Source organism: Caulobacter sp. LjRoot300 (assembly GCF_964253875.1).
Classification (GTDB): domain Bacteria; phylum Pseudomonadota; class Alphaproteobacteria; order Caulobacterales; family Caulobacteraceae; genus Caulobacter.
Window position 1 is genome coordinate 107,361 of sequence record NZ_CAXUSA020000006.1, and the last position, 23,116, is coordinate 130,476.

At 69.0% G+C, this 23,116-nt stretch carries 21 protein-coding genes and 1 pseudogene; 12 read left to right on the forward strand and 10 right to left on the reverse strand.

From position 1 onward, the window contains the following. Positions 1-54 precede the first annotated feature (54 nt). The 4 genes from ACSQ2G_RS20210 (at position 55) to ACSQ2G_RS20225 (ending at position 5,336) form a co-directional block, all read left to right on the forward strand. Complete coding sequence (locus tag ACSQ2G_RS20210) at positions 55-1,344, forward strand: Xaa-Pro dipeptidase (RefSeq protein WP_436033945.1); 1,290 nt, start codon at positions 55-57, stop codon at positions 1,342-1,344. Positions 1,345-1,453: 109 nt separating this feature from the next. Next, positions 1,454-3,565 carry an ATP-binding protein gene (locus tag ACSQ2G_RS20215; protein WP_436033947.1) on the forward strand — a complete coding sequence of 704 codons (2,112 nt, stop codon included), beginning with the start codon at positions 1,454-1,456 and terminating at the stop codon, positions 3,563-3,565. Between the two features lie 95 nt (positions 3,566-3,660). Then, positions 3,661-4,674 carry a methionine ABC transporter ATP-binding protein gene (locus ACSQ2G_RS20220; RefSeq protein ID WP_436033949.1) on the forward strand — a complete coding sequence of 338 codons (1,014 nt, stop codon included), beginning with the start codon at positions 3,661-3,663 and terminating at the stop codon, positions 4,672-4,674. After that, complete coding sequence (locus ACSQ2G_RS20225; protein ID WP_436033951.1) at positions 4,671-5,336, forward strand: methionine ABC transporter permease; 666 nt, start codon at positions 4,671-4,673, stop codon at positions 5,334-5,336. The genes ACSQ2G_RS20220 and ACSQ2G_RS20225 overlap by 4 nt, the downstream gene beginning before the upstream one ends. Here ACSQ2G_RS20225 and ACSQ2G_RS20230 read toward each other — a convergent pair. Next, a pseudogene (locus ACSQ2G_RS20230) lies at positions 5,336-5,423 on the reverse strand (hypothetical protein); the annotation flags it as partial. The gene ACSQ2G_RS20225 and the pseudogene ACSQ2G_RS20230 sit on opposite strands and share 1 nt — an antisense overlap. Before the next feature lie 59 nt (positions 5,424-5,482). Between ACSQ2G_RS20230 and ACSQ2G_RS20235 the strand changes: the two are divergent. After that, positions 5,483-5,851, forward strand: coding sequence for a hypothetical protein (locus tag ACSQ2G_RS20235; protein WP_436033952.1), 369 nt, complete (start codon positions 5,483-5,485; stop codon positions 5,849-5,851). Between the two features lie 140 nt (positions 5,852-5,991). Here ACSQ2G_RS20235 and ACSQ2G_RS20240 read toward each other — a convergent pair whose 3' ends face one another. Both ACSQ2G_RS20240 and ACSQ2G_RS20245 read right to left on the reverse strand, forming a co-directional pair. Continuing rightward, positions 5,992-6,240, reverse strand: a complete 249-nt coding sequence (locus tag ACSQ2G_RS20240) for a hypothetical protein (protein WP_085953711.1) — start codon at positions 6,238-6,240, stop codon at positions 5,992-5,994. A gap of 49 nt (positions 6,241-6,289) precedes the next feature. Beyond that, positions 6,290-6,736: a DUF805 domain-containing protein gene (locus tag ACSQ2G_RS20245; RefSeq protein ID WP_310082275.1), complete on the reverse strand. Its 447-nt coding sequence runs from the start codon at positions 6,734-6,736 to the stop codon at positions 6,290-6,292. A gap of 137 nt (positions 6,737-6,873) precedes the next feature. Here ACSQ2G_RS20245 and ACSQ2G_RS20250 point away from each other — a divergent pair, with 137 nt between their 5' ends. From ACSQ2G_RS20250 to ACSQ2G_RS20265, 4 genes are all read left to right on the forward strand, one after another. Continuing rightward, the gene (locus tag ACSQ2G_RS20250) at positions 6,874-7,719 is read left to right on the forward strand and encodes a MetQ/NlpA family ABC transporter substrate-binding protein (protein ID WP_436033955.1); all 846 of its coding nucleotides are present in this window, start codon (positions 6,874-6,876) and stop codon (positions 7,717-7,719) included. A 125-nt stretch (positions 7,720-7,844) separates the two neighbouring features. Next, positions 7,845-8,588 (forward strand): GntR family transcriptional regulator, encoded by a 744-nt coding sequence (locus ACSQ2G_RS20255; RefSeq protein ID WP_436034054.1) that lies wholly within the window; start codon positions 7,845-7,847, stop codon positions 8,586-8,588. A 178-nt stretch (positions 8,589-8,766) separates the two neighbouring features. Continuing rightward, on the forward strand, positions 8,767-11,166 hold the full coding sequence (locus ACSQ2G_RS20260; RefSeq protein ID WP_436033957.1) for a TonB-dependent siderophore receptor: 2,400 nt from the start codon (positions 8,767-8,769) through the stop codon (positions 11,164-11,166). Next, the gene (locus ACSQ2G_RS20265; RefSeq protein ID WP_436033959.1) at positions 11,166-12,413 is read left to right on the forward strand and encodes an MFS transporter; all 1,248 of its coding nucleotides are present in this window, start codon (positions 11,166-11,168) and stop codon (positions 12,411-12,413) included. Before ACSQ2G_RS20260 ends, ACSQ2G_RS20265 begins: the two co-directional genes overlap by 1 nt. Before the next feature lie 67 nt (positions 12,414-12,480). Here the strand turns inward: ACSQ2G_RS20265 and ACSQ2G_RS20270 are convergent, their stop codons facing one another. Next, positions 12,481-13,203 (reverse strand): TorF family putative porin, encoded by a 723-nt coding sequence (locus ACSQ2G_RS20270; protein ID WP_436033961.1) that lies wholly within the window; start codon positions 13,201-13,203, stop codon positions 12,481-12,483. A gap of 255 nt (positions 13,204-13,458) precedes the next feature. Next, the gene (locus ACSQ2G_RS20275; RefSeq protein WP_436033964.1) at positions 13,459-14,262 is read right to left on the reverse strand and encodes an SDR family NAD(P)-dependent oxidoreductase; all 804 of its coding nucleotides are present in this window, start codon (positions 14,260-14,262) and stop codon (positions 13,459-13,461) included. 103 nt (positions 14,263-14,365) lie between these two features. Between ACSQ2G_RS20275 and queF the strand changes: the two genes are divergently transcribed. Continuing rightward, the gene (gene queF / locus ACSQ2G_RS20280; RefSeq protein ID WP_019848146.1) at positions 14,366-14,821 is read left to right on the forward strand and encodes a preQ(1) synthase; all 456 of its coding nucleotides are present in this window, start codon (positions 14,366-14,368) and stop codon (positions 14,819-14,821) included. A 66-nt stretch (positions 14,822-14,887) separates the two neighbouring features. On the opposite strand, the gene ACSQ2G_RS20285 is transcribed toward queF, so the two are convergent. Together ACSQ2G_RS20285 and ACSQ2G_RS20290 are read right to left on the reverse strand one after the other, a co-directional pair. After that, complete coding sequence (locus ACSQ2G_RS20285) at positions 14,888-17,791, reverse strand: TonB-dependent receptor (protein WP_436033965.1); 2,904 nt, start codon at positions 17,789-17,791, stop codon at positions 14,888-14,890. A 301-nt stretch (positions 17,792-18,092) separates the two neighbouring features. Next, positions 18,093-18,710 (reverse strand): nitroreductase family protein, encoded by a 618-nt coding sequence (locus ACSQ2G_RS20290; RefSeq protein ID WP_436033967.1) that lies wholly within the window; start codon positions 18,708-18,710, stop codon positions 18,093-18,095. Positions 18,711-18,876: 166 nt separating this feature from the next. Between ACSQ2G_RS20290 and ACSQ2G_RS20295 the strand changes: the two genes are divergently transcribed. Next, positions 18,877-19,512, forward strand: coding sequence for an NUDIX domain-containing protein (locus ACSQ2G_RS20295; protein WP_436033969.1), 636 nt, complete (start codon positions 18,877-18,879; stop codon positions 19,510-19,512). An 82-nt stretch (positions 19,513-19,594) separates the two neighbouring features. Continuing rightward, positions 19,595-20,425 carry a serine O-acetyltransferase gene (cysE, locus tag ACSQ2G_RS20300; RefSeq protein WP_436033971.1) on the forward strand — a complete coding sequence of 277 codons (831 nt, stop codon included), beginning with the start codon at positions 19,595-19,597 and terminating at the stop codon, positions 20,423-20,425. Between the two features lie 176 nt (positions 20,426-20,601). On the opposite strand, the gene ACSQ2G_RS20305 is transcribed toward cysE, so the two are convergent. The 3 genes from ACSQ2G_RS20305 to ACSQ2G_RS20315 all read right to left on the reverse strand — a co-directional run bounded on the left by ACSQ2G_RS20305 (position 20,602) and on the right by ACSQ2G_RS20315 (position 22,962). Next, entirely contained in the window at positions 20,602-21,276 is a 675-nt protein-coding gene (locus ACSQ2G_RS20305; protein ID WP_436033973.1) for a hypothetical protein, read from the reverse strand. 36 nt (positions 21,277-21,312) lie between these two features. Then, positions 21,313-21,837 (reverse strand): hypothetical protein, encoded by a 525-nt coding sequence (locus ACSQ2G_RS20310; protein ID WP_436033975.1) that lies wholly within the window; start codon positions 21,835-21,837, stop codon positions 21,313-21,315. A gap of 162 nt (positions 21,838-21,999) precedes the next feature. Then, positions 22,000-22,962, reverse strand: coding sequence for a hypothetical protein (locus tag ACSQ2G_RS20315; RefSeq protein ID WP_310082257.1), 963 nt, complete (start codon positions 22,960-22,962; stop codon positions 22,000-22,002). Positions 22,963-23,116: the final 154 nt, after the last annotated feature.

The window sequence follows — 23,116 nt, forward strand, 5'->3', positions numbered from 1 at the left end:
CCGACGCATGATAGCGTCGCCGTCCTCGATCGTTCGAGGGCGGGGATAGTGATCATGCAGCGTGGACTGGCCGCTTTGGCTTTCGTGGCGGCCGCCTGCGCCGCGCCCCTGGTCCCCGTCGACGCGCGCGCCGCCGAGGTCGAGGTGGTGCGCGCCGCCCGGCTGCTCGACGTGGCCACGGGCAAGTACCTCGACAGGCCGCAGGTGGTGATCACCGACGGACGGATTTCGGCGGTCGGCAAGGTCGGCGATGCGGTCCCGGCCGGGGCCACGGTGGTCGACCTGCCGGACGCGACCCTGCTGCCGGGCCTGATCGACATGCACGTCCACCTGGACAGCGTCGCCGAGATCGGCGGCTATACCGGCCTGCAGTACAGCGACGCCTTCTGGAGCGTGGTCCAGACCGCCAACGCCAAGCGCACGCTGGAGGCCGGCTTCACGACCGTGCGCAACGTCGGGTCGGAGAACTTCGACGACGTGGGCCTGCGCGAGGCGATCGACGGCGGCTACGTGCCCGGCCCGCGCATCGTCACCGCCACCTACGCCATCGGCGCGACGGGCGGCCACTGCGACCAGACCTTCTTCCCGCCGTCGATGAACCAGAAGAGCCCCTACAACGTCGACAGCCCCGACGAGGGCCGCAAGGTGGTGCGCACCCTGAAGAAGTACGGCGCCCAGGTGATCAAGATCTGCGCCACCGGCGGGGTGTTCTCGCACGGCGACGAGCCGGGGCAGCAGCAACTGACCCTGGCCGAGATGACCGCCATCGTCGACGAGGCCCACATGGCCGGCCTGAAGGTCGCCGCCCACGCCCACGGCGCGGCCGGGATCAAGGACGCCATCCGGGCCGGGGTCGACACCATCGAGCACGCCAGCCTGGTCGACGACGAGGGCATCAAGCTGGCCGTCCAGAAGGGCGCCTACTTCTCGATGGACATCTACAACACCGACTACACCCAGGCCGAGGGCGCCCGGAACGGCGTGCTGGAGGACAATCTGCGCAAGGACCGCGACATCGGCGAGGTGCAGCGCGAGAACTTCCGCAAGGCGCTGAAGGCCGGGGTGAAGATGATCTACGGCACCGACGCCGGGGTCTATCCGCACGGGACCAACGGCAAGCAGTTCGCGGTCATGGTCCGCTACGGCGCGACCCCGCTGCAGGCGATCCAGGCCGCGACGATCACCGCCGCCCAGGCCCTGGGCCGCGACAAGGACGTCGGCCAGGCGGCCGTGGGCCGCTACGGCGACCTGATCGGGGTGTTCGGCGACCCGCTGGAGGACATCACCACGCTGGAGGAGCCGGTGTTCGTGATGAAGGGCGGGGCGGTGGTGGTGCGTCCCTAGATTGTCGCGCTGCTACACAATGTCGCGGCGGTGGCGGCCGGCGGTTAACGCCAAGGTCGCGGCCGGATGCTAGTCCGGTTCCATGTCGTTCCTGGAGCCGCCCCGGACCATGAGCCTGACCTCCGCCCACCGTGCGTTCCGCCGGACCATGACCCTGATCGCGGGCGGTAATCCCTTGTGCACGGCGCTGCTGGCCATCGTCCAGGCGGTCGAGGCCGAGGATCCCAGCACCGTCTGCAGCATCCTGCTGCTGGACGCCGAGGGCGAGCACCTGCTGATCGGCGCCGCCCCGGGGCTCCCCGAATTCTACAACCAGGCCATCCACGGCGTCCGCATCGGCCCGTCCGCCGGCTCGTGCGGCACGGCGGCCTATATCGGCGCCCGGGTGATCGTCGAGGACATCCAGACCGATCCCCTGTGGCTGGACTACAAGGCCCTGGCCGCCGAGGCCGGCGTCGCCGCCTGCTGGTCCGAACCGATCCGCAGCGTCACCGGCGCGGTGGTCGGCACCTTCGCCATCTATCACCGCCAGCCCAGCACGCCGAGCGAGGAGGACGTGGCCTTCATCGAGGCGGCGGCGGAACTGGCGGCGATCGCCATCGACCGGCAGCGGGCCGAGGAGACCCTGATCGCCAGCGAGGCGCGGGCCCTGCGCGCCGCCCAGAGCGCCCTGGAGACCTCCAGCAACCTGTCGACCTTCTTCGAGGTGTCGCTGGACATGCTCTGCATCCGCGACCTGGAGGGGCGGTTCGTCAAGCTGAACAAGGCCTGGGAGACGGTGCTGGGCTATTCGGTCGACGAGCTGGTGGGCGCGCCGCTGCTGCCCCTGTTGCATCCTGACGACGTCGCGGCCACCCGGGCGCACATGGCCCTGGCCAACGACTCCGGCGAGGTGGCCGGATTCGTGAATCGCTACCGCCGCCGCGACGGAGAGTACCGCCAGTTGGAATGGCGCGCGCGGCGGTCGGGCGACCTGATCTTCGGCGTCGCCCGCGACGTCACCGAGCGGCTGCGCGACGAGGCCGAGATGGCCGCCGCCCGCCGCGCCGCCGAAGCCGCCAACCAGGCCAAGAGCGACTTCCTGGCCAATATGAGCCACGAGATCCGCACGCCGCTGAACGGCGTCATCGGCATCGCCGCGACGCTGAGCGACACGCCGCTGACGCCGGTTCAGCGCGAGATGGTCGACCTGATCCGCTGCTCGGGCGCCACGCTGGAGCGTCTGGTGTCCGACATCCTCGACGTCTCCAAGATCGAGGCGGGCCAGATGACCATCGAGACCGGTATCTTCGACCTCGACGCCGCCATCGACGGCCCGCTGGACGTCACCCGGCTGCGCGCCGAGGATAAGGGGCTGGCCTTCCGGGTCGAGCGCGGCGATGACGCTCGTGGAACCTTCCTGGGCGACAGCGTTCGCATCGGCCAGGTGCTGGGCAACCTGCTGTCCAACGCCCTGAAGTTCACCGACCAGGGCGAGATCGTCGCCCGGATCGATATCGAGGCCACGGAAGGCGCGTCGGGCGCGCGGCTGGTTCTCGAGGTCGCGGACACCGGCGTCGGCTTCGACGCGGCGCAGGGCGAGATGATCTTCCAGCGCTTCAGCCAGGCCGACTCGACGATCACCCGCCGCTTCGGCGGCACGGGCCTGGGCCTGTCGATCAGCAAGACCCTGGTCGAGATGATGGGCGGCGAGATCTCGGCCCGCTCGCGGCCGGGCAGCGGCAGCCTGTTCCGGGTCGTCCTGCCGCTGGAGCGGACCGACGGCCTCGACGCCATGGTCGCCGGGGAGGCCAGGAGCGGGGCGGCGCCGGCCGACCGGCCCGAGGGGCTGCGCGTGCTGCTGGCCGAGGACCATCCGGTCAATCAGAAGGTGGTGCAGCTGATCCTTGAGCCCCATGGCGTCGAGGTCACCGTGGTCGAGAACGGGGCCCTGGCGGTCGAGGCGTTCAGGACGGGCGGCTATGACCTGGTCCTGATGGACATGCAGATGCCGGTCATGGACGGCCTGGCCGCGACCCGGGCCATCCGGCGGCTGGAACAGCATGATCCCGCCGGGGCGCCGATCCCGATCATCATGCTCAGCGCCAACGCCATGGCCCACCATCGCCAGGACGCCCTGCTGGCCGGCGCCGACCTGCACCTGGCCAAGCCGGTCACCGCGGCCGACCTGATCAACGGAATTGGCCAGGCGCTGGACGAACGCGAGCGCCGCGCCGGCTGAAAACCGGCGGTTCGGCTTCACCTTTGGCCCGGCAGCGCCTAAATCGTGCGGCTCGCGGCGTTCGCGCCGACCGACCCTCCGCTCAAGGCCGCGCCGTGATCACCTTCGAAGACGTCTCCAAGACCTATGCCGGGCCTGGACAGCAGGCGGGCGGTCGCGCCGCCCTGGCCGGGGTCAGCCTGTCGGTCGCGCCCGGCGAGGTGTTCGGGGTGATCGGCGCCTCGGGGGCGGGCAAGTCCACTCTGATCCGGCTGATCAACGGCCTGGAGACGCCGTCGGGCGGCAGGGTGATCGTCGACGGCGACGACGTGGCGGCCCTCGGCGTCGAGGGGCTGCGGTCCCTGCGCCGCCGGGTCGGCATGATCTTCCAGCATTTCAACCTGCTGTCGTCCAAGACCGTGGCCGGCAATGTCGCCTTCCCGCTGAAGCTGGCCGGCCGTCCGGACGCCGAGGTCAAGGCGCGGACCGCCGAGCTGCTGGCGCGGGTGGGGCTGAGCGACTTCGCCGGCAAGTATCCGGCCCAGCTGTCGGGCGGCCAGAAGCAGCGGGTCGGCATCGCCCGCGCCCTGGCCACTGGTCCCAAGGTGCTGCTGTGCGACGAGGCCACCAGCGCCCTGGACCCGGAGACCACCGAACAGATCCTGGAGCTGGTCTCGGGCCTCAACCGCGAGCTGGGCCTGACCATCGTGCTGATCACCCACGAGATGGACGTGGTCCGCCGGGTCTGCGACCGGGTGGCGGTGCTGGAGGACGGCAAGGTGGTCGAAAGCGGTCCGGTCGAGACGGTGTTCCTGCATCCGGCCAGCGCCACGGCCCGGCGGTTCGTGATGGAGGCGGATGGCGTTCCCGGCGAGGCCGGCGCCGCGGTCGACGGCCGCGTGGTGCGCCTGACCTTCCGCGGCGAGGCGACTTACCGGCCGATCCTGGGCGCGGTGGCCCGCGAGACCGGCGTCGACTACTCGATCCTGGGCGGCCGCATCCATCGCCTGCGCGAGACCCCCTACGGCCAGCTGACCCTGTCCCTGACCGGCGGCGACGTCGAGGCCGCCATCGCCCGGTTCAAGGCCGACGGCGTTCGGGTCGACCTGGTCGCGGAGGCGGGCCGATGAGCGGCTTCATGGAAAACATCGACTGGTCGGAGATTGGCCAGGCGACACTGGATACCCTGTCCATGCTGGGCGGCTCGATGGTGCTGACCGTGATCCTGGGCCTGCCGCTGGGCGTGATCCTGTTCCTGACGGGACCGGGCCAGATGCTGCGCAACCGGTTGGCCAACGGCGTGCTGTCGCTGGTGATCAACATCCTGCGCTCGGTGCCGTTCGTGATCCTGCTGATCGTGATGATCCCGCTGACCGTCGCCCTGGTCGGCACCTCGCTGGGCGTGGCGGGGGCGATCCCGCCGTTGGTGGTCGGCGCCGCGCCGTTCTTCGCCCGCCTGGTGGAGACCGCCCTGCGCGAGGTGGACAAGGGCGTGATCGAGGCCAGCTTCGCCATGGGGGCCAAGCGTCGGCAGGTGGTGCTGGGCGCCTTGCTGCCGGAGGCCATGCCGGGCCTGATCGCCGCGGCGACGGTCACGGCCATCGCCCTGGTGTCCTACACCGCCATGGCCGGCGTGGTCGGCGCGGGCGGCCTGGGGGACCTGGCGATCCGCTTCGGCTACCAGCGCTTCCAGACCGACGTGATGGTGGTGACCGTGGTGCTGCTGCTGGTGCTGGTCCAGGCTCTGCAGATGGTCGGCGACGCGGTGGTGCGCCGTGTCTCGCACCGGTAGCGCCCTGCGTCCTTCGAGGCCCGCTGCGCGGGCGCCTCAGGATGAGGAACTCTTGCTGAAATCCTCATCCTGAGGTGCGAGGCGCAGCCGAGCCTCGAAGGACGCACGGCGTTCCCATTCCGCGACGCGATCGCTAGAACGCCTCCATGACCGACAACGACATCCCCATCCTCTCCGCCCCGCCGCCCGAGCACTGGGACGAAAGCTTCGCCCAGGGCCTGGTCGGCAAGACCATGCTGGTGAACCTGGCCTTCCTGGACGCCGACGGCGACCTGGAGGGGCGCGAGGCCTTCTACGGCGTGGTGATCACAGCCGACGCCGAGGAGGGGATCCTGCTCGACCTGCTGGGCCCGCAGGACGGCGACACCACCACCCTGCCGCCCCAGACCTCGAACATCCGGGCCGCCGAGCCCGGGCTCTATCCGCTGACCGACGGCGAGACGGTGGAGAACCCCGACTTCCTGTCGAGCTGGACCATCCATGGGCCGGAAGAGCCCGCGAACGATCCGGAATAACTAAAGCCGCTCATCCCGGCGAATGCCGGGACCCAGATCCCATGGCCGTGTGGATGATTGGAGAGGCTCGGCGCTTTTGGCGTCAGCCTCAAAGCTATTCCATCTGGATCCCGGCATTCGCCGGGATGAGCGGAATTGAGTTAAGCCTGGTCGAACGGGAACGGCAGCCGGCCGGCCTTGAACAGGATCACTGGGTTTTCGTCGTAGTCGCCCATCTCGACGTCGGCCGAGGCGGCGAAGGCGACGACGCCTTCGCGCAGGGGCGCCAGGCGCTCGGCCTTGCGGCGGGCTTCCTCGGCGTCCTTGCAGCCGACCTGCTGCTCGGCCTTCAGCCCCTTGCCGCGGCCGGCCTTGTAGGCTTGGACGATGTAGACGGTTTCTCGGGCCATCCTTATCCAGGCGACCTGTTTGGCGGCAAGGTCAAGGCGGCCAGGCCGTTTATCCCCGTTTCGATTGGCTCAGCCAGCGCGGCGGTCTCGGCCAATCGCCAAACCGGTTATCAACCGGATCGCCTCTCTGCAGCCCGAGCCAGATCGTGAAGCCGTGCTGGATCAAGATGCTGCCGTATTGGGCCGCGAAATACCAAAACCAACCCGTGTTGCTGGCCTGGTCGGTTCGATCGAGGAGCAAGGCCCCGAGTTCGTCGCCGGCGAACGTGAAGCCCAAGACGATAGGCACGAAACTTAGGACAATAACCGCGACGCCCCACCAAGCGGTTCGATCGATGTCGTGCAAGCGGCGAGCATAGGCATATTGCCAGAACACCAGGGTGAACAGTCCCGGTCCCGGGCGATGCGCCAGGATGACGGTGGCGTAGCTGATCACAATCAGGGCGATCACGGTCATCCAGTATTCCGGGCGTCCTGAGCGCTGGCTCCAGTGCAATGGCTTTTCCTATCCGTATCGATGCGCGGCGCGTTAGGTTGAGTTGCGCGACGGTGATCGTCAACGTCCCGCTCGGAGCGTGACAGTCGAGGGATTGTGGTTCCGCTCAGGAAATCTGATTCCCGCTTCCGCCCTGGATGGGGCAATACCCTACCCGATTAATCGCCTTAACGGAGCCGTTCATGGTCGCCCGCCGCGCCACCCTCATCAGCCTCGCCGTTCTCGCCCTGGCCGCCTGCTCCAAGACGCCCGCGCCGAGCGCCGGCGACACCCTGACCGTGGCCGCCACGGCCGTGCCCCACGCCGAGGTGCTGGAGTTCATCAAGCCCAAGCTGGCGGCGCAGGGGCTGAAGATCGACATCAAGGTCTTCAACGACTACGTCCAGCCCAACATCCAGGTGGCCGAGAAGCGCCTGGACGTGAACTATTTCCAGACCCTGCCGTATCTGGAGACCTTCAACGCCGACAAGGGCACCACCCTGATCCCGGTGATCGGCGTGCACATCGAGCCGCTGGGCGCCTATTCGCGCAAGGTCAAGGCGATCGGCGAACTGCCCGACGGCGCGGTGGTGGCCATTCCCAACGAGGGCAGCAACGAGGGCCGGGCCCTGCTGCTGCTGGCCCGCAACGGGGTGATCAGCCTGGCCGACCCCAACAAGGCGCTGTCGACCCTCAAGGACATCACCGCCAACCCGAAGAACCTCAAGTTCAAGGAACTGGAAGGCGCGACCCTGCCGCGCGTGCTCGACCAGGTCGACCTGGCGGTGATCAACACCAACTACGCCCTCGACGCCAAGCTGGACCCGTCCAAGGACGCCCTGCTGATCGAGGACAAGAACAGCCCCTATGTGAACTACCTGGTCGGCCGGCCGGACAACAAGGACGACCCCCGCGTCCAGAAGCTGGCCAAGGCCCTGACCTCGCCCGAGGTGAAGGCGTTCATGGAGCAGAAGTACCACGGCGCGGTGGTGCCGGCGTTCTAGGTCGTGTTCGGGCCCGGCCGGGGACAGGCGCATGCGCCTGTCCCCACTCGATCTGCTGGCGCCTTCTGAAATTTCACCGTACATATCAGGGCTGACCTCCCGGAGCTTGCGCCTTGCGACAGTTGATGGCCCCTGACGACGCCCTGGCCGGCGGCCAAGCCGCTGGCGGCCGCGAGCGGATGCTGGTGCTGGACGTCTGTTCGTCCTCGGGGCTGGAGGACTGGTCGCCCGACCTGCAGAAGGCCAAGGTCTACGAGCGCATCCTGCTGGACCTGATCCTGGGCCGCCTGGCGCCGGGCGCGCGGCTGGATGAGCAGTCGCTGGCGGCCCGCTACGACGCCGGCCTGGCCGGGGTGCGCGACGCGCTCGGGCGCCTGGCCCTGGAGGGGCTGGTGATCCGCAGGGCCCGTTCGGGCACCACGGTCGCGCCGCTGGACCTGGTCGAGCTGCGCCAGGGCTATGAAGCCCGGGCGCTGATCGAGCCGCACTGCGCGGGCCTGGCCGCCAAGCACGCCAGCAAGGCCGAGGCCGACGGCATCCGCGCGGCCTTTGATGGCGGCGAGCAGGCCGCGCGCGACCGCGACCTGCCGGCCCTGGTGGCCATGGACCAGCGCTTCCACGCCGCAGTGGCTCGGGCCGGCGGCAACATGGCCTTGGCCCGCATCCTCATCCCGCTCCAACACAAGGCCGCCCGCTACTGGGTGTTCTCGTTCGGCGCGGCCACCGAGGCCGAGCTGATCGCCGACGTCGAGCAGCACCGCGCCGTGGCCGAGGTGATCGCCCGCGGCGACGTCGAGGGCGCCCGGCTGGCCATGATGCGCGTGCTCAACATCATGCCCGAGGCGACCCGGCCGCTGTTCGAGGGGTAGGCTACGGCTGGGGACAGGCGCATGCGCCTGTCCCCGTCGGTATCCGCCGCCATGGTTTTCCTAATCGCGCCTTCAATATAATTCTCTCTGAAATGTTACATAACGTTTTGACGAACGTTGCGTAAGGTCTCATTGGCTAACTCCACCGCCTCCGCCCGGCGGACCTGGAGCTTCGTCGATGTCGATCCGCGCCTGCCTGCTCGCCTCCGCCATGGCCGTGGGGGCCCTCGTCTCAAGCCACGCCCAGGCCGAGGACGCCCCCCAGGCCGACGCCGTCGACGCGGTGATCGTCCAGGCGCGCGACAAGGCCGGCCTGCTGGAGAAGCAGCCCAGCACCACGGTGTTCGGCCTGGAGAAGCCGCTGCTGGAGACCCCGCGCTCGGCCAGCTTCGTCAGCGACACCACCCTGGCCCGCTACGGCATCGAGACCATCGACGGCCTGACCGCCGTTTCGCCGGGAACCTACACCGCCAGCTTCTACGGCGTGCCGGGCGCGCTCAACATCCGCGGCACCCTGGCCGAGAACTATTTCCGCGGCTTCAAGCGGGTCGAGAACCGCGGCACCTACGCCACGCCGATCGGCGGGGCGGCCCGGATCGAGATCGTGCGCGGCCCGCCGACCCCGATCTACGGCGCGGGCAAGGTCGGCGGCCTGCTGAACTTCATCCCCAAGTCGGCGCGCGACGAGGGACGGTTCCTGACCGATCCCAAGGGCGAGATCACCGCCACCTTCGGCGCCTACGACAAGAAGAACCTGACCGCCCAGGTCGCCGTGCCGGTCAAGCTGGGCGCGGCCGACGGCGGGGTCTACGCCTATGGCGAGATCGACGATTCCAAGAGCTTCTACCGCGGCCTGCATCCCAAGCGGCAACTGGCCGAGGCGTCGGCGGACTTCGACCTGAACAACGGCTGGAGCACGGCCTTCGGCGGCATGGTCTATCACTCCACCGGCGACATCCAGACGCCGGGCTGGAACCGCCTGACCCAGGCCCTGATCGACCACGGGACCTACGTCACCGGCCGCGACACCAGCCTGGTCGACGCCGACGGCAACGGCCGGATCACACCCGGCGAGGTGGGCTTCTACCCGTTCGGCAGCGCGCTCTACATCCCGTACTTCGGCGCCCCGGCCACCGACGCCAACCACACGCTGGACACCGGGGTGGGGACCACCAAGCTGGACCCGCGCACGGTCTATGTCAGCGCCGCCGACTTTTCCAAGACCCGGACCAACACCGTCTATGTCGACCTCGCCAAGCGGTTCGGCGACGACAGCGTGCTGAAGCTGCAGCTGTTCTACGACGACCAGGAGAACAAGCGTTTCGTCTCCTACGGCTATCCCGCCTGGTTCAAGAGCTCGGTCTGGGAGGCGCGGGCCAGCTACGCCTTCAAGCGCGACCTCGGGCCGGTGAGCACGGAGACGATCGTCGGGGCCAGCTACCGCGAATTCTCCGGGCGTCGCCGCGAAAGCTTCAACAGCGGCATGATCGCCATCGACCGGCGCGACATCTCGGTCGGGGCACAGCCCAACGACATCATCGACAGCCCCTTCAGCGCCGAGCCGGCCGGCGTCCAGGGCCTGGACTGGGAGAACGACAACCGGGGCACGTGGAGCCAGACGGGCCTGTTCTTCACCAGCGACGTCAAGCTGACGCCGCGCCTGACCCTGACCCTGGGCGGACGCTATGACTGGTACGACGTGGCGGCGCACGACACGGGCGTCCTGCCCTTCACCGTTCCAGGCCGCCAGACCGACGACCGGGGGAAGGGAACCTACAGCGCCAGCCTGACCTACCAGACCCCCGTCGGCCTGATGCCCTACATCAGCTACGCCAAGGCCTCGGCGCTCGAGGTCAGCCAGGCCGGCGAAATCGCTCCTGGACTGGTCGCCGACGGCTCGTGGCTGTCGGACAGCAACCTGGCCGAGGCCGGGGTGAAGTTCCAGCTGCTGCGCGGGACCCTGGTCGGCTCGCTGGCCGCCTACCGCCAGAACCGCACCCAGCTGTCGGGCCTGACGCCCGTCGTCCAGGGTACGCGCGCCAAGGGCGTGGAGTTGGAGATCCGCTGGCTGGCCTCGGAGCATTTCAGCTTCACCGCCACCGGCAACACCCAGCACACCACGGTGAAGGGGCCGGACACCTCGTTCCAGTACATCCCGGCCTACACCGCCGGCGTTCCCGGAGCCCAGGCCTATGGCGGCAGCTATGTCGTCTGGGCGTTCAACGGCTTGCCGGGGCGGGGCGGCGACTACGACTACACCCTGATCCCCAAGTCGGTGGTCAGCCTCTACGGCGCCTATACCAGCGACCGGCACGACTGGGGCTCGGCCGGGGCGACCCTGGGCGTCACCCACGTGACCAAGACCTCGGGCACGGTACAGGACGCGGTGACCTATCCCGCCTACGCCGTGGTTAACGCCTCGGCCTATCTGACGCGCGGGCCGTACACCGCCGAGCTCAACATCGATAATCTGTTCGACAAGCTCTATTTCACCCCGGACGCCGACACCTATGCCAATCTGGGGGCCTTGCCCGGCAAGGGACGGGAATGGCGCGTGACCCTGAAGCGGACGTTCTGATGACCTCCACCCGATTTCGGCCCTGGCTGCTGGTCGCCGTCTTCAGCCTGCTGCTGTTCCTGATCACGGCGGCCACCTATTCGTCGCTGGGCGTGGTGATCCCGGCCATGGTCCCGGAACTGGGCTGGAGCTGGGAGCACGCCTTCCTGGGGTTCACGATCCTTGGGGTGTTCACCGGCCTGTCGTCCTGGCTTCCGGCCCTGCTGATCCGGCGCATCGGCGTGCGGGGGACGATCCTGGTCGGGGTGGCGGTGATGGCCGGCGGCCTGTTCTGCCTGTCGCGGGTCCACGCCCTGCCGATCTATTTCCTGGGCACGGCCCTGTGCGGGATCGGCTTCCAGATGGCCGCCCTGATTCCCGGCACCCACGTGCTGTCGGCGATCTTCAAGGAACGGGCCCTGCCGTTCGGGATCTATTTCACCTTCGGCGCCCTGGGCGGGGTGGCGGGGCCGTGGATGGTGGTGAGCGCCCTGTCGGCGACCCACGACGACTGGCGGCTCTACTGGGCCCTGCAGGCCTTGGCCGTGGGTCTGGTCGGCCTGGCCTGCGCCGTCGCCGTGGGCGGGCCGCGCTGGCTGGAGCAGGCCGGCGCCGCCCTGGACCGCGAACTGGACGCCGAGGCCAGGGCGGGCGCGACGCCCCGTCACGTCTACCACACAGACCACGAATGGAGCGTCCGCGACGCGGTGCGCACCCCCCAGTTCTACGTGCTGCTGGCCGCCTATTTCAGCCACCTGCTGGCGGGGATCAGCGCCGCCAGCCTGACCCAGGCCCACCTGACCCAGTTGGGCGTCGCCGGGGCGGTGGCGGCCGGCATGCTCAGCCTCGAAGGCGGGATGCAGGTGGTCGCGCGGCTGGGCGGCGGGGCGATCGGCGACCGGGTCGACCCGCGCTGGCTGCTGGTGTTCGCCCAGGGCCTGCTGGTGGTCGGCCTGCTGGCCCTGTCGCGGGCGACCACGCCGCTGTTGCTGGCGCTCTACGCCGTCGGGGTGGGGATCGGCTTTGGCCTGACCGTGCTGGCCGTCAGCCTGCTGCTGCTGAACTATTTCGGCCGCCGCAACAATGTCGAGCTGTTTTCCCTGACCTGCCTGGTCGGCGCGGTGTCGGCGGCGGGACCGTTCATCGGCGGAGCCATCCGCGATCGCGTCGGCTCGTTCACCCCGGCCTTCGAGCTGTTCGCGGCCCTGACGGCGGTGGTGTTCGTGGCTGCGCTGTTCATGCGGCCACCGCGGGCGAACTCGGCCTGATCGACGGGCAAAGAAAAAGCCGCCCCGACCGAAGTCGGGGCGGCTTCATCAGGCCGTGTCGAGACGCTTAGAACGCGACCTTCAGCGAGGCGGTGACCGTCGCGTGATAGATCGAGCCGTAGTCGCTCTTGTTGGTGTCCGAGTAGCGGATGTCGGCGCTGACGTGGTCGGTGATCGCGGCGGTGACGCCGGCGTTCCAGGTCACGTAGCTGTCGGTCGCGCCGCCGTAATAGGTGGAGGCGTCGACTTCCTGACGGCCCAGAGCGCCGCTCAGGGTCAGCTTTTCGCCGATCGGGGCCGAGCCGTTCAGCTCGTAGTACAGCGCTTCGCCGCCGTCGCCCGGGAACTCAGGCGAGTAGTAGAAAGCTGCGCCGACGGTGGCCGGGCCGACGGCGGTCGAGGCCGCGGCCTTGACTTCGGTATAGCTGAACGAGCCCGGAAGGCCGTTCTTGTCCTTGGTGTAGCCGTAGTAGATCACGCCCAGGTCGAGGTTGAAGGCGCCGACGGTCGGCTTCACGCCGGCGTAGACGTCGATTTCCTGGTCGGGGTTCGGGGTGCCGAAGTCGACGTTCGACGTCCAGACGCCCGCATAGCCGATGCCGTAGGTGGCGTCGACGCCGCCGAAGACCTGGCCCTTGGTGTTGGTGTTGCTGATGCCGCGGAAGATGTAGTCGCTGGCCACGCCGACATTGTACGACAGCTTCAGGCCGCTTTCGTCCTGCGCCATCGCGGCGCCGCCCATGGCGACCGAAGCAGCGGCGGCGACCAGCGCCAGTTTCAGAAACTTCATGTGTTCTATCCCCTCATGTTCTGTTTTGTCGGCGAAAGGGTGTGGAGCCCTCGCCGATCACCGACGCCTGCAAGCGCGTTGAGCACAACAGCACTAGTTGTCGATGACGCCTTTGTTGCAATCTTGCTGGTCAAATCACCAGCAGAAAGCACGCCGCTGGCGCAAAGTTTGGGCGGAGTGTGACGATTTTGCTTCAGAAGTGGCGCGGGGCGCCACAGTGTCGACGGAACGATTGTTTCAGCTTTACCTGCGGCTTTAGCGCATCGCCAGACTCGCGCCGCCCAGGTGCAGGCCGGCGTCCACCAGCAGGGTTTCGCCGGTGACGTGGCGTGAGGCGGGCGAGGCCAGGAACACGGCGGCCCCGGCGATGTCCTCGGCGGTGGAGGCCACTTTCAGCGGTGTCGCCGCGGCCGCGCCCGCCCGCAGGCGGTCGACTCGGTCGGCGTCCATGGCCTTGCCGAACCACGGCGTGTCGATGAAGCCCGGGCAGACGGCGTTGACCCGGATGCGCGGCGCCAGGGCGCGGGCCAGCGACAGGGTCATGGTCGTCAGGGCGCCCTTGGACGCGGCGTAGGGCACCGACGAGCCGTTGCCGACCACCCCCGCGATCGAGGCGGTGTTGACCACCGCGCCCGGCCTCGGCGCGGCCTCCAGCAGGCTACGGGCGGCGCGGACCATCTGGAAGGCGCCGACCACGTTGACCGCGTAGAGCCGCAGGAAATCCTCGGCGTCGACCGCGTCGAGGTCGGCGTGGTCGGGCGCGAACTTGGTGACGCCGGCGTTGTTGAACAGGGCGTCGATCCGCCCCGTGGCCGCCGCCGCCTCGGCGATCCGGCGGCAGTCGGCGTCCTGGGCCACGTCGCCCTGGACCAGGACGGCCTTGGCGCCCTCGGCCTCGACCAGGCGGGCGGTCTCCTCGGCCTCCTGGGCGCTGCGGGCGAAGTTGACCACGACCAGCCCGGCGCCGCGCCGGGCGGTCTCCACCGCCATGGCCCGGCCCAGGCCCGTGGAAGCGCCGGTGACCACCACCGTGAAGCCGTCGAAATCGCGTCCGCTCATGGTTCGTTCCCTCGGGGCTCTTGGGCCCAACATCTGTTTGAGGCGACGATAGCGACGCCGCGCCCGCTTGTCTCGCCGGGGCGGGGAGCCTAGATCACCGCCCATGACCGAACTTCATGTGACCCAGCTGGGCCAGGTGGTCGAGCCCGCCGCCAGCCCCGACCAGGCCGTCCTCGAGCGCGTGCCCAACCCGCAGAGCGACGTGACCTACCTGGCCCGCTTCGTGGCTCCGGAATTCACCTCGCTGTGCCCGGTGACCGGCCAGCCCGACTTCGCGCACCTGGTGATCGACTACGCGCCCGGCGACTGGCTGATCGAGAGCAAGTCGCTGAAGCTGTACCTGACCAGCTTCCGCAACCACGGCTCATTCCACGAGGACTGCACGGTCAAGATCGGCCGCAAGATCGTCGAGATCGCCGCGCCGCGCTGGTTGCGGATCGGCGGCTACTGGTACCCGCGCGGCGGCATCCCGATCGACGTGTTCTGGCAGACCGGCCCGGCGCCGGAAGGCCTGTGGGTCCCCGACCAGGGCGTGGCGCCCTATCGCGGCCGGGGCTGACGGCCTGGCCAGACCCGGAAATGGCGAGGGGCGCGTCCGGCCGGACGCGCCCTCTTTCTTTCGCGCCTAGCGCGGCGGCGGCGCAGGTTGCTGCGCCGGCGGCGGGGTGGGGACCGGCGGCGGCCGCTGGCCCGGGGGCTGCACGGGGCGTGACGGGCCGATCAGCTTGCGGAAGCTGATCCGCACCGTCCGGCCGATCGGGTCGCGATAGTCGGGCTGGTAGGCCTGGGGCGTGACGCCCAGGCGGTCATGCACGTCCTGGCGGGTGTCGAACAGGTTCTGGGCCTGCAGCTGCACCCGCGAACCGCGCAGCCAGGGATGGGCGCGCAGCAGGTCCGGCCGCGACGACAGGTCGGCGAAAAGGTTCAGGCTGAAGGTCGACTGGTCGCCGAAGAGCAGGTCCTGCTGGGCCGTCGCCCCGTTCAGGCGATAGCCGCTGCGCCAGCTGCCGTTCAGGAACGCGCCCATGCCGCTCTTGAAGACGCCGACCTGCAACTGGACCTCGTGCTCGGGCCCGGCGCCCGAGCCGCCATCCAGGCGGTCGATGACCGGCAGACCGTCGCGGATGGTCACCTCGTCCTTCAGTTTCCAGGTGTGATAGAGCGAGACCTGCAATTGACCCTGACCGGGACGCGGGCCGCCGCGGAAGCCGCCGCCACCGCCGCCGCCACGGAAACCGCCGCCCCCGCCAGCGCCGGGACCCCCGCCGGGGCCGCCCTCAGGCCCGCGGCCACCGCCACCGCCACCGCCAGGCGGCGGTCCGCCGCCGAACTGGAAGCCCGGCACGCCGGCCCGCGGCTCGCCGAACGGCCGCGACAGGTTGAAGCCCCAGCGGATCTGCTCCTGCTGGGACTTGGCGTAGTTCACCGGCCGCGAGTCGACCGAGATCAGCCGGCCGCTGTCGTCGCGGACGATGCGGTCGGGGAAGGCATGCTCGATGTCGGCGGTGACCGCCGGGAAGCTGTTGATCGAGTCGTCGATCCGGGTGGCCGTATAGTTGGCGCTGATCTGCAGGTTGGTCTTGGCGTCCTTGGGCAGCGGCCGGATGTTGACGCTCAGCTTCATGACTTGGCGGCTGTCGGACACCAGGTCCGGGTTGCCGCCCTCGATGCGCGTGGCCAGCACGGTTCGGCCGGTGACGAAGTCGTAGATCGAGACGTTCGGCGTCGACAGGATCGGGTCGTTCAGCTGTGACGGGCTCGGGGCGCCGTCCTCGGTGGTGTAGCTGACTAGGAAGCTGAGCGGACTGATCGGCGACCAGTTGGCGCCGCCGCCCAGGGTGGTCAGGCCGCCGAAGTCCGACAGCTGCTCGTACTGGCCGTTGAAGTTGACCGACAGGTCGCCCAGCGCCGGCAGCACGCCGCGGTCGCGGTCGGCGATCGGCACGTTGAGACTGGCCTGCAGGTTGCCGCTGGTGCGCGAGATGTCGCGGTCGACCACCACGCCCTGGCGAGTGCTGTGGGAGTCCTGGGTCTGGGTGTCGGCGCCGACCTTGAAGGTGGTCGACACGCCGCCGGCCGGGGCCTGCAGCAGGTTGCCGACGAACACCACCTCGGCGTTGGCGACGTTCGAGGTCGACTTGGCGGTGTCGGGCGAGACCCGGGCCAGCAGGTTGGAGGGGATGTTGCCGAACGGATTGACCGCCGGGTCGCCGGCGGCGACGGCGGCGATGAACGCCGCCGCGTCCAGGCCACGGCCGGTGGTGGTGTCGCTGGTCGAATAGACGTAGCCGCCGGTGGCGCTCCAGCGCCAGTCCTTGATCCGGCCGTTGGCCGCGGCCGACAGCGTCGCCTTCTGGGTGTCGACCTTGCGGGTCATCGAGACGTAGTCGTCGGCGTAGCGATAGAGTTCGACGTCCTGGCTGAACGGCGAGAACGGGCTGCCGGCCGGCACGACCACGTGGATGTCGGGATCGTTGGGGTCGCTCGGCAGTCCGCGGACGCCGGGCAGGCCCAGATAGCTGAGCGTGCTGCTGTCGTCGAAGCCGCCGCTGATCGTGGCCATGGACGACTTGCCCAGCGGACGGGTGACCGCGCCGGTCAGGCTGGCGGTGGTGCTGCGGGGCGCCAGGCTGCGCCAGGCGGTCAGGTCGTCGGTGGCGGCGGTCCCGGCGTTGGTCGCGAAGTCGGCTAGGCCAGGCCGGCCGCCCAGGGCCGAGGTCGGCACGGGCGCGACGGTGACCGGGGAGCCGACCAGGGCGGTCAGGTTCGGGTCGATCGGCGCCACGCCCCGGGTAGGCTCGCCCGTCACGGGGTCGAGCAGAGGCATGCCCGTGACGTTGCCGGTCAGGTCGTAGGGCTGGCCCGACGGCGTGCGCACGATGTTGCGGTCGTCCTCGAACAGGGCCGTGTCGTGCGTGACCTTGCCGTTGAACAGCCAGCGATTGTCGCCCTGGACGCGGAAGAAGGTGCTCTGCAGGTCGGTGGAGGTGCGGTCGCCGGCGGTCGGGACCTTGACCCCCGCCTCGGTGGTCAGGGCGCGGAAGCGGCGGCGCAGCACGATGTTCACCACCCGCTGGTCGGCGCGGTAGCCATAGGTCAGCGACACTTCCTCGGGCAGGATCTCGAAGCGCTCGATGGCTTCGGGCGGGATGTCGCGGATCTCCTGGAAGCCCGAGATGCGGCGGCCGTTGATCAGCATCACCGGCTGGCCGTCGCCGCGGCTCTGGCTGGTGCGCAGCTGCGGCTCCAGGAAGGCCAGCAGTTCGGAGATGCTGCCGGCCCCATAGGCGCGGATCTGGGCCGGGTTGAGCGTCAGGTCGGGCTTGATGTCGCCCTCGACCGAACCGCGCGGCTTGCCGGCCACCACCTCGACCGCCTCGACCTCGGCGGCGTACGGGTCCGCGTCGGCCCGCGCGGCCTGTTGCGGCGTTCGCTGGACCTGCGCCGCCGGGTCCTGCTGCGCGGGCGCGACTTCAGGCGCGCCGTCCAGGGCGGCGGCCATGCCAAGGATCAGGAAAGAGAGCGTCATAAACCCCGTCGGCCGTAAAATTATGGTCGGCGTGTAAGTACGCGGACAACGTCGAGCTTGGCCTTAGGCAATGCAAGGCCACAGAACAAGTTACCGATGCTTAAGGTCGATTTGATGCAGGACTGTTACACAAGATGTCGCTCCTGATGCACGACGAAGCCTGCGCCCCGCAAGTCCCACGCCTTGGGATTGGAGACTAGCCAAGTGGCGGTTCTGTGGCGTCAGGCCGCTATTCCGGCGCTGCACGACAGGATAAAGGCGCCGGACCGATGCGGAAACGCCACAGGAAGACGCGCGGCGCTCAGCCGGCGGACCATTCGGTGGTGATCGCCGCCACGTCGGGCCGCGCGCGCTCCTGCGGCGCCTCGGTCGAGGTCCCCAGATAAAGGAAGCCGGCCACCCGCTCGTCGTCACCCAGGCCGAGGATGGCCAGGGCGCGGGGGTCGTAGGCGTACCAGTCGGTGATCCAGTTGGCCCCCCAGCCCAGGGCGGCGGCGGCCAGCAGCATCTGCTGGCAGACGGCCGAGGCGCTCTGGCGCTGCTCCCATTCGGGGATCTCGCCGGGGATGTATCGCGAGATCACAGCCACGGCGACCGGCGGGCGGGTCAGCTTGCGCAGCGCGGCGTTGGCCTTGGCCGGATTGGCCTGGCTGTCGGCCAGGGCCGTGATCCGCTCGGCGAAGACGTCCTTGGCCGGTCCGCGCAGGATGACGAACCGCCAGGGCGCCAGCTTGCCATGGTCTGGCACCCGGGCGGCCAGGCGCAGCAGGTCGGCCAGCTGGGCGTCGTCGGGACCCGGCGCGGCCAGGCTCATGGCCGAGGCCGAGCGCCGCCGGGCCAGGAAGTCCACCACCGCCGGCGACGGCTCGATCGGCAGCGCTTCGCCAAATTCGGGCGCGGAGGGAACGGAACCGGTCAAGGCGATCTCCAGGAAGCAGGCGGGCGCCCGGCTTGCCGGCCTGGGCTCCAGATTTCGTTTGAACGCATTTTCTTCGCGCGAACCGCAAGCCGCTTCGCCGCGAAATGCTTTAGAGCCAGCACACCTATGGCCGGGCCCCGGCCGCCACAAGCCGCGAGCCGTGCGCATGACCGATAAACCCGCCCGTCCCAAGCCCGAATGGCTGCAAGCGCACGGGACGCCGTGGACCGTGACCCGCCAAACGACCGTCTACGACAACCCCTGGATCAGCGTGACCGAATACCAGACGATCGCGCCCACGGGCCGGCCCGCCCTGTACGGCAAGGTCAGCTTCAAGAACCGGGCGATCGGCGTGGTGCCGCTGCACGCCGACGGCACCGTCACCCTGGTGGGCCAGAACCGCTTTCCCCACGTCAACTACAGCTGGGAGATCCCCGAGGGCGGCGCGCCGCTGGACGAGGATCCGCTGGACGGGGCCAAGCGCGAACTGGCCGAGGAGGTCGGGCTGGAGGCCGGCGACTGGCGGCGGATCCTGACCATGGAGCTGTCCAACTCGATCACCGACGAGATCTGCCACGGCTACCTGGCCCTGGATCTGACGCCGACCGCGACCGCGCCGGACGAGACCGAGGACCTAGCCATCGCCCGCGTGCCGTTCAGCCAGGCCCTCGACGCGGCCGTGGCCGGCCACATGCCGGATTCCTTGACGGTGGCTTTACTGCTGCGGGTGCACCATATGGCGGTGAAGGGCGAACTGCCGGCCGACCTGGCGCGACTTGTGCTGGCCGACGGGCGGTCTTAAGTGCCTGGGCGTATATAAAGGCCGTCCTGGAGCATTTCCAAAAAAGATGCTCTAATCGACGACGTGGGCGAGGGAGATCCCGGTGGCCAAGCATCTCGAGGTCGTGACGCAGGAAAAGACGCCGCCCGTCTGGGCCGCACTGCGCAACCAGGCCGAACACGCCGCCAAGGCCGAGCCGGCCCTGGCCTCGCTGCTCAACGCCGTGATCCTCAGCCACGACAACCTGGCCGACGCCCTGACCTTCCAGCTGGCGCGCAAGCTGGGCGACCAGGAAATGCGGGCCATGACCGCCCGCGAATTCGCCGCCGACGCCTTCGACAGCGACCCGTCGCTGGTGGCGGCCGCCGAGGCCGACCTGATGGCGGTGTTCGAGCGCGACCCGGCCACCAAGGGCTATGTCCAGCCGTTCCTGTTCTTCAAGGGCTTCCTGGCCCTGCAGACCCATCGCGTGTCGCACTGGCTGTGGAGCCAGGGCCGCGAGACCCTGGCCTTCTACCTGCAGAGCCGGGCCAGCGAGGTCTTCCAGGTCGACATCAACCCCGCCGCCCGCATCGGCAAGGGCGTGTTCATCGACCACGGCACCGGCATCGTCATCGGCGAGACCGCGGTGGTCGGCGACGACGTCTCGATGCTGCACGGCGTCACCCTGGGCGGCACCGGCGCCGAGCGTGGCGACCGCCACCCCAAGATCGGCAAGGGCGTGCTGCTGGGCGCGGGCGCCAAGGTGCTGGGCAATATCACGATCGGCGAGTACGCCAAGGTGGCGTCCGGCTCGGTGGTGCTCAAACCCATCCCGCCGCACTGCACGGCCGCCGGCGTGCCGGCCCGCATCGTCAACTGCCCGACCTGCGAAGAGCCGGCCCGGACGATGGACCACACGCTGGCCGATGTGGTCTACGACTACGTGATCTAGGACTGATCGACGTTCAACGCTGTGCGTGGTCCTCGTCCTTCGACAAGCTCAGGATGAGGACCAATTCACAGCTTGAGCCGTAGAAAACCTCATCCTGAGCTTGTCGAAGGACGAGGTTTTCGGCCCCCTCCGGGCTCTAAACGTCGATCCACTGTAGCGCGAGTCGCCCGCGAAGCTCAGTCCGCAGGAGGCAGCGCCTCCAGCCTGGCCTCGAGGTCCCGGACCAGGGCCGGATCGGCGTCCTGGCGATGCTTGGCCAGGAAAGCGGTCAGGGCTCCGCGATATTCCGCGATGAACGCCGCGTTGCCCGGGCTGGCCGCGAACTGGTTGGCCGCCTTGTCGACAGGACCCCGGTCCATGCCGACCCGGTAAGCTTTTCCGTAGGGCGAGAGGTCGCGCATGATGGCGATGTTGCGCGGGAACCCCGGAATGTACTTGGCGACGAACATCTCGCCCTCGGGCGGGATCAGGATCTCGTTGGTGATCGGATAGAGGCTGGCGGACATGGTGGTGAACCCCGTCACCACGTCGCGGCCGTCCGCCGTCTTCAGCACCGCGTCATAGGCCCATACCGGCTGGTCGTTGAGCGTGGAGCTGGTCTCGCGCGAATGGGTCACCACCGCCGCGCCGGTTTCCCCGAAGGCGTTGAGGAACAGCGCGTTGAAGATGTGGCCGGTGAAGATGTTGGCGATGCCGAAAAAGAAGAAAAACCCCATCAGTCCATACCAGCCGGCATTGCGGCGCCACGTCGCCATCGCCCAGCCGAGCAAGGCGCCCACGAGAATGAGGACCGGCCACGACAGGATGGGATGCTGGCTGAGGAAATACAGGATCGCCGACAGGATCGTCATGAATGAGCTGTCCGGTAAATGGCGCGGTCGTGCGCGTTACTGTTTCAGGTATTTTTCGTAGGCTTCGAGCGCCTTCCGATCCGCTTCCCAGACGAATTCGCAGGCCAGCAGGGTCTTGCCGGGCAGCGATGCGCTCTCCCGGGCGACGATCGAGACCTTTCCCTCTTCCGGCCGCGGCTGCTCGGCCGCCGGCAGTTCGCGCGCATAGCCCTTGGTGGAGGCGCCCATCAGGCTGGAGCGCTCGCGCTGGAGCTGGTAGCGCTGGGCCAGGGCCTCGGCCTGCTCGCCCTGGATCAGGACGCCGATCGACGTGCCGGCGAACACCACTTCGTTGCTCTTGAAGCCGTCCTGGCCGAGCTCCTGCGGCAACTTGTAGACATGGGCCGACAGCAGGGACGTATCGGGCTTGGCTAGCTTCTCGGCGGCCTCATACAGCGCCGTGGCCGAGTCCATCGAATAGGGCGGCTTGCAGATCGCGGCGTCGTAGAAGGGGTCGGCCGCGGCGTTGGCGGCCTGGAGCGCGCTCGAAACGAAGACGACGGCGAAAAGCTTGTGGAGCATCGGTGTTCCTGACTGTCGGTCCATCGGAGGTGATTCCTCACCCAGGATAGCAACCGGTCAGGCGATTTTCGCGACAAAGTCGTAGATGCGAACGATCCGCCAAAGAAAAAGGGCCGCTCCCGGAGGAGCGGCCCTTCCTTGTTCGCTGGTCGGGTTGGGGGGTTAGTACACCACCCCGCCCACGCCGCCGTCCAGGCTGAGGCTCAGGCCCGAGCTGGACTGCTCGCGCACCGTCTCCTCGCGATAGGCGGTGTATTTCTCGGTGGTCAGGATGGTCAGCACCTTCACGCCGGCGCCGTAGCGGCGCAGCAGCGAGCGCTCGTTGCAGTCGCGGGCCGGGCGTTGCGGCCGGCACGACAGGGCGCCGCCGCGGCCGCCGTCGGGACCGCCGGCCAGGTAGCCGCCGCCCGCGCCGCCGCGACCACCGCCGCCGGCGCCGTAGTAGAGCGCTTCGTTCTTGCCGCAGACATAGGTCTCGCCGCCGAAATTGGCCGCGCTGTAGCCTTCGTAGGCGCCGACCACATACTGCATGCGCGAGCCGGCGATGCAGCGATAGAGCTCGCCGTCATAGCCGCTGTCGATGTCGCGGTCGGGAGTGACCTGGGAGGCCGGGTGGGGGATGTCGCGGTCGTCCAGGCAGACGGCGCGGATGACCACGCGCTTGAACTTGGTGCGGGTGGCCTCGTAGGACGCGCGGCGGCGGGCTTCGCCGCCCTCGACGTTCAGGCCCTGGATGTAGCCGGTCGACATCGGGCCGGAATAGTAGCCGCCGTGCGTGCCGCCGCCGTAATAGACGGTCGAGCCGGCCGAGGCGCCCGCACCCGCTCCGGCGCTGGACCCGGCCGTGGCCGTGCTGGTCGCCGAGGCGTTGGCGTTGACCACCACCGAGCCGCCGACATGGACGTTGATCCCTGGCACATAGACGTTGTGACCGCCGCCGCCGCAGGTGTTGCAGCCGGGCGGGGTGGGCGGACGCGGCGGGGCCGGCGGCGGCGCGCAGCAGGGCGGGGGCGGCGGCGTGCAGCTGCCGCACTGCGCATAGGCGACACCGCCCAGCACCAGCGCGCCCAGTCCGGTCGCCAGGCTGATCCACAGCTTGGACAAGGTCATTTTCGGCGCCTTCATAGGCCTCTTCCCTTCACAACACACCGGCGCGCCGCGTGGCCAAACGGCCAAGCAAGTTTCACGCCATGCCCGCCGCTCCACCGGGAAACTGTCCCAGGACGGCACGGTCCTGGGGCTGGCCCGGTTCTCCCTGCAAGCCCGGTGCGGTCGAAAA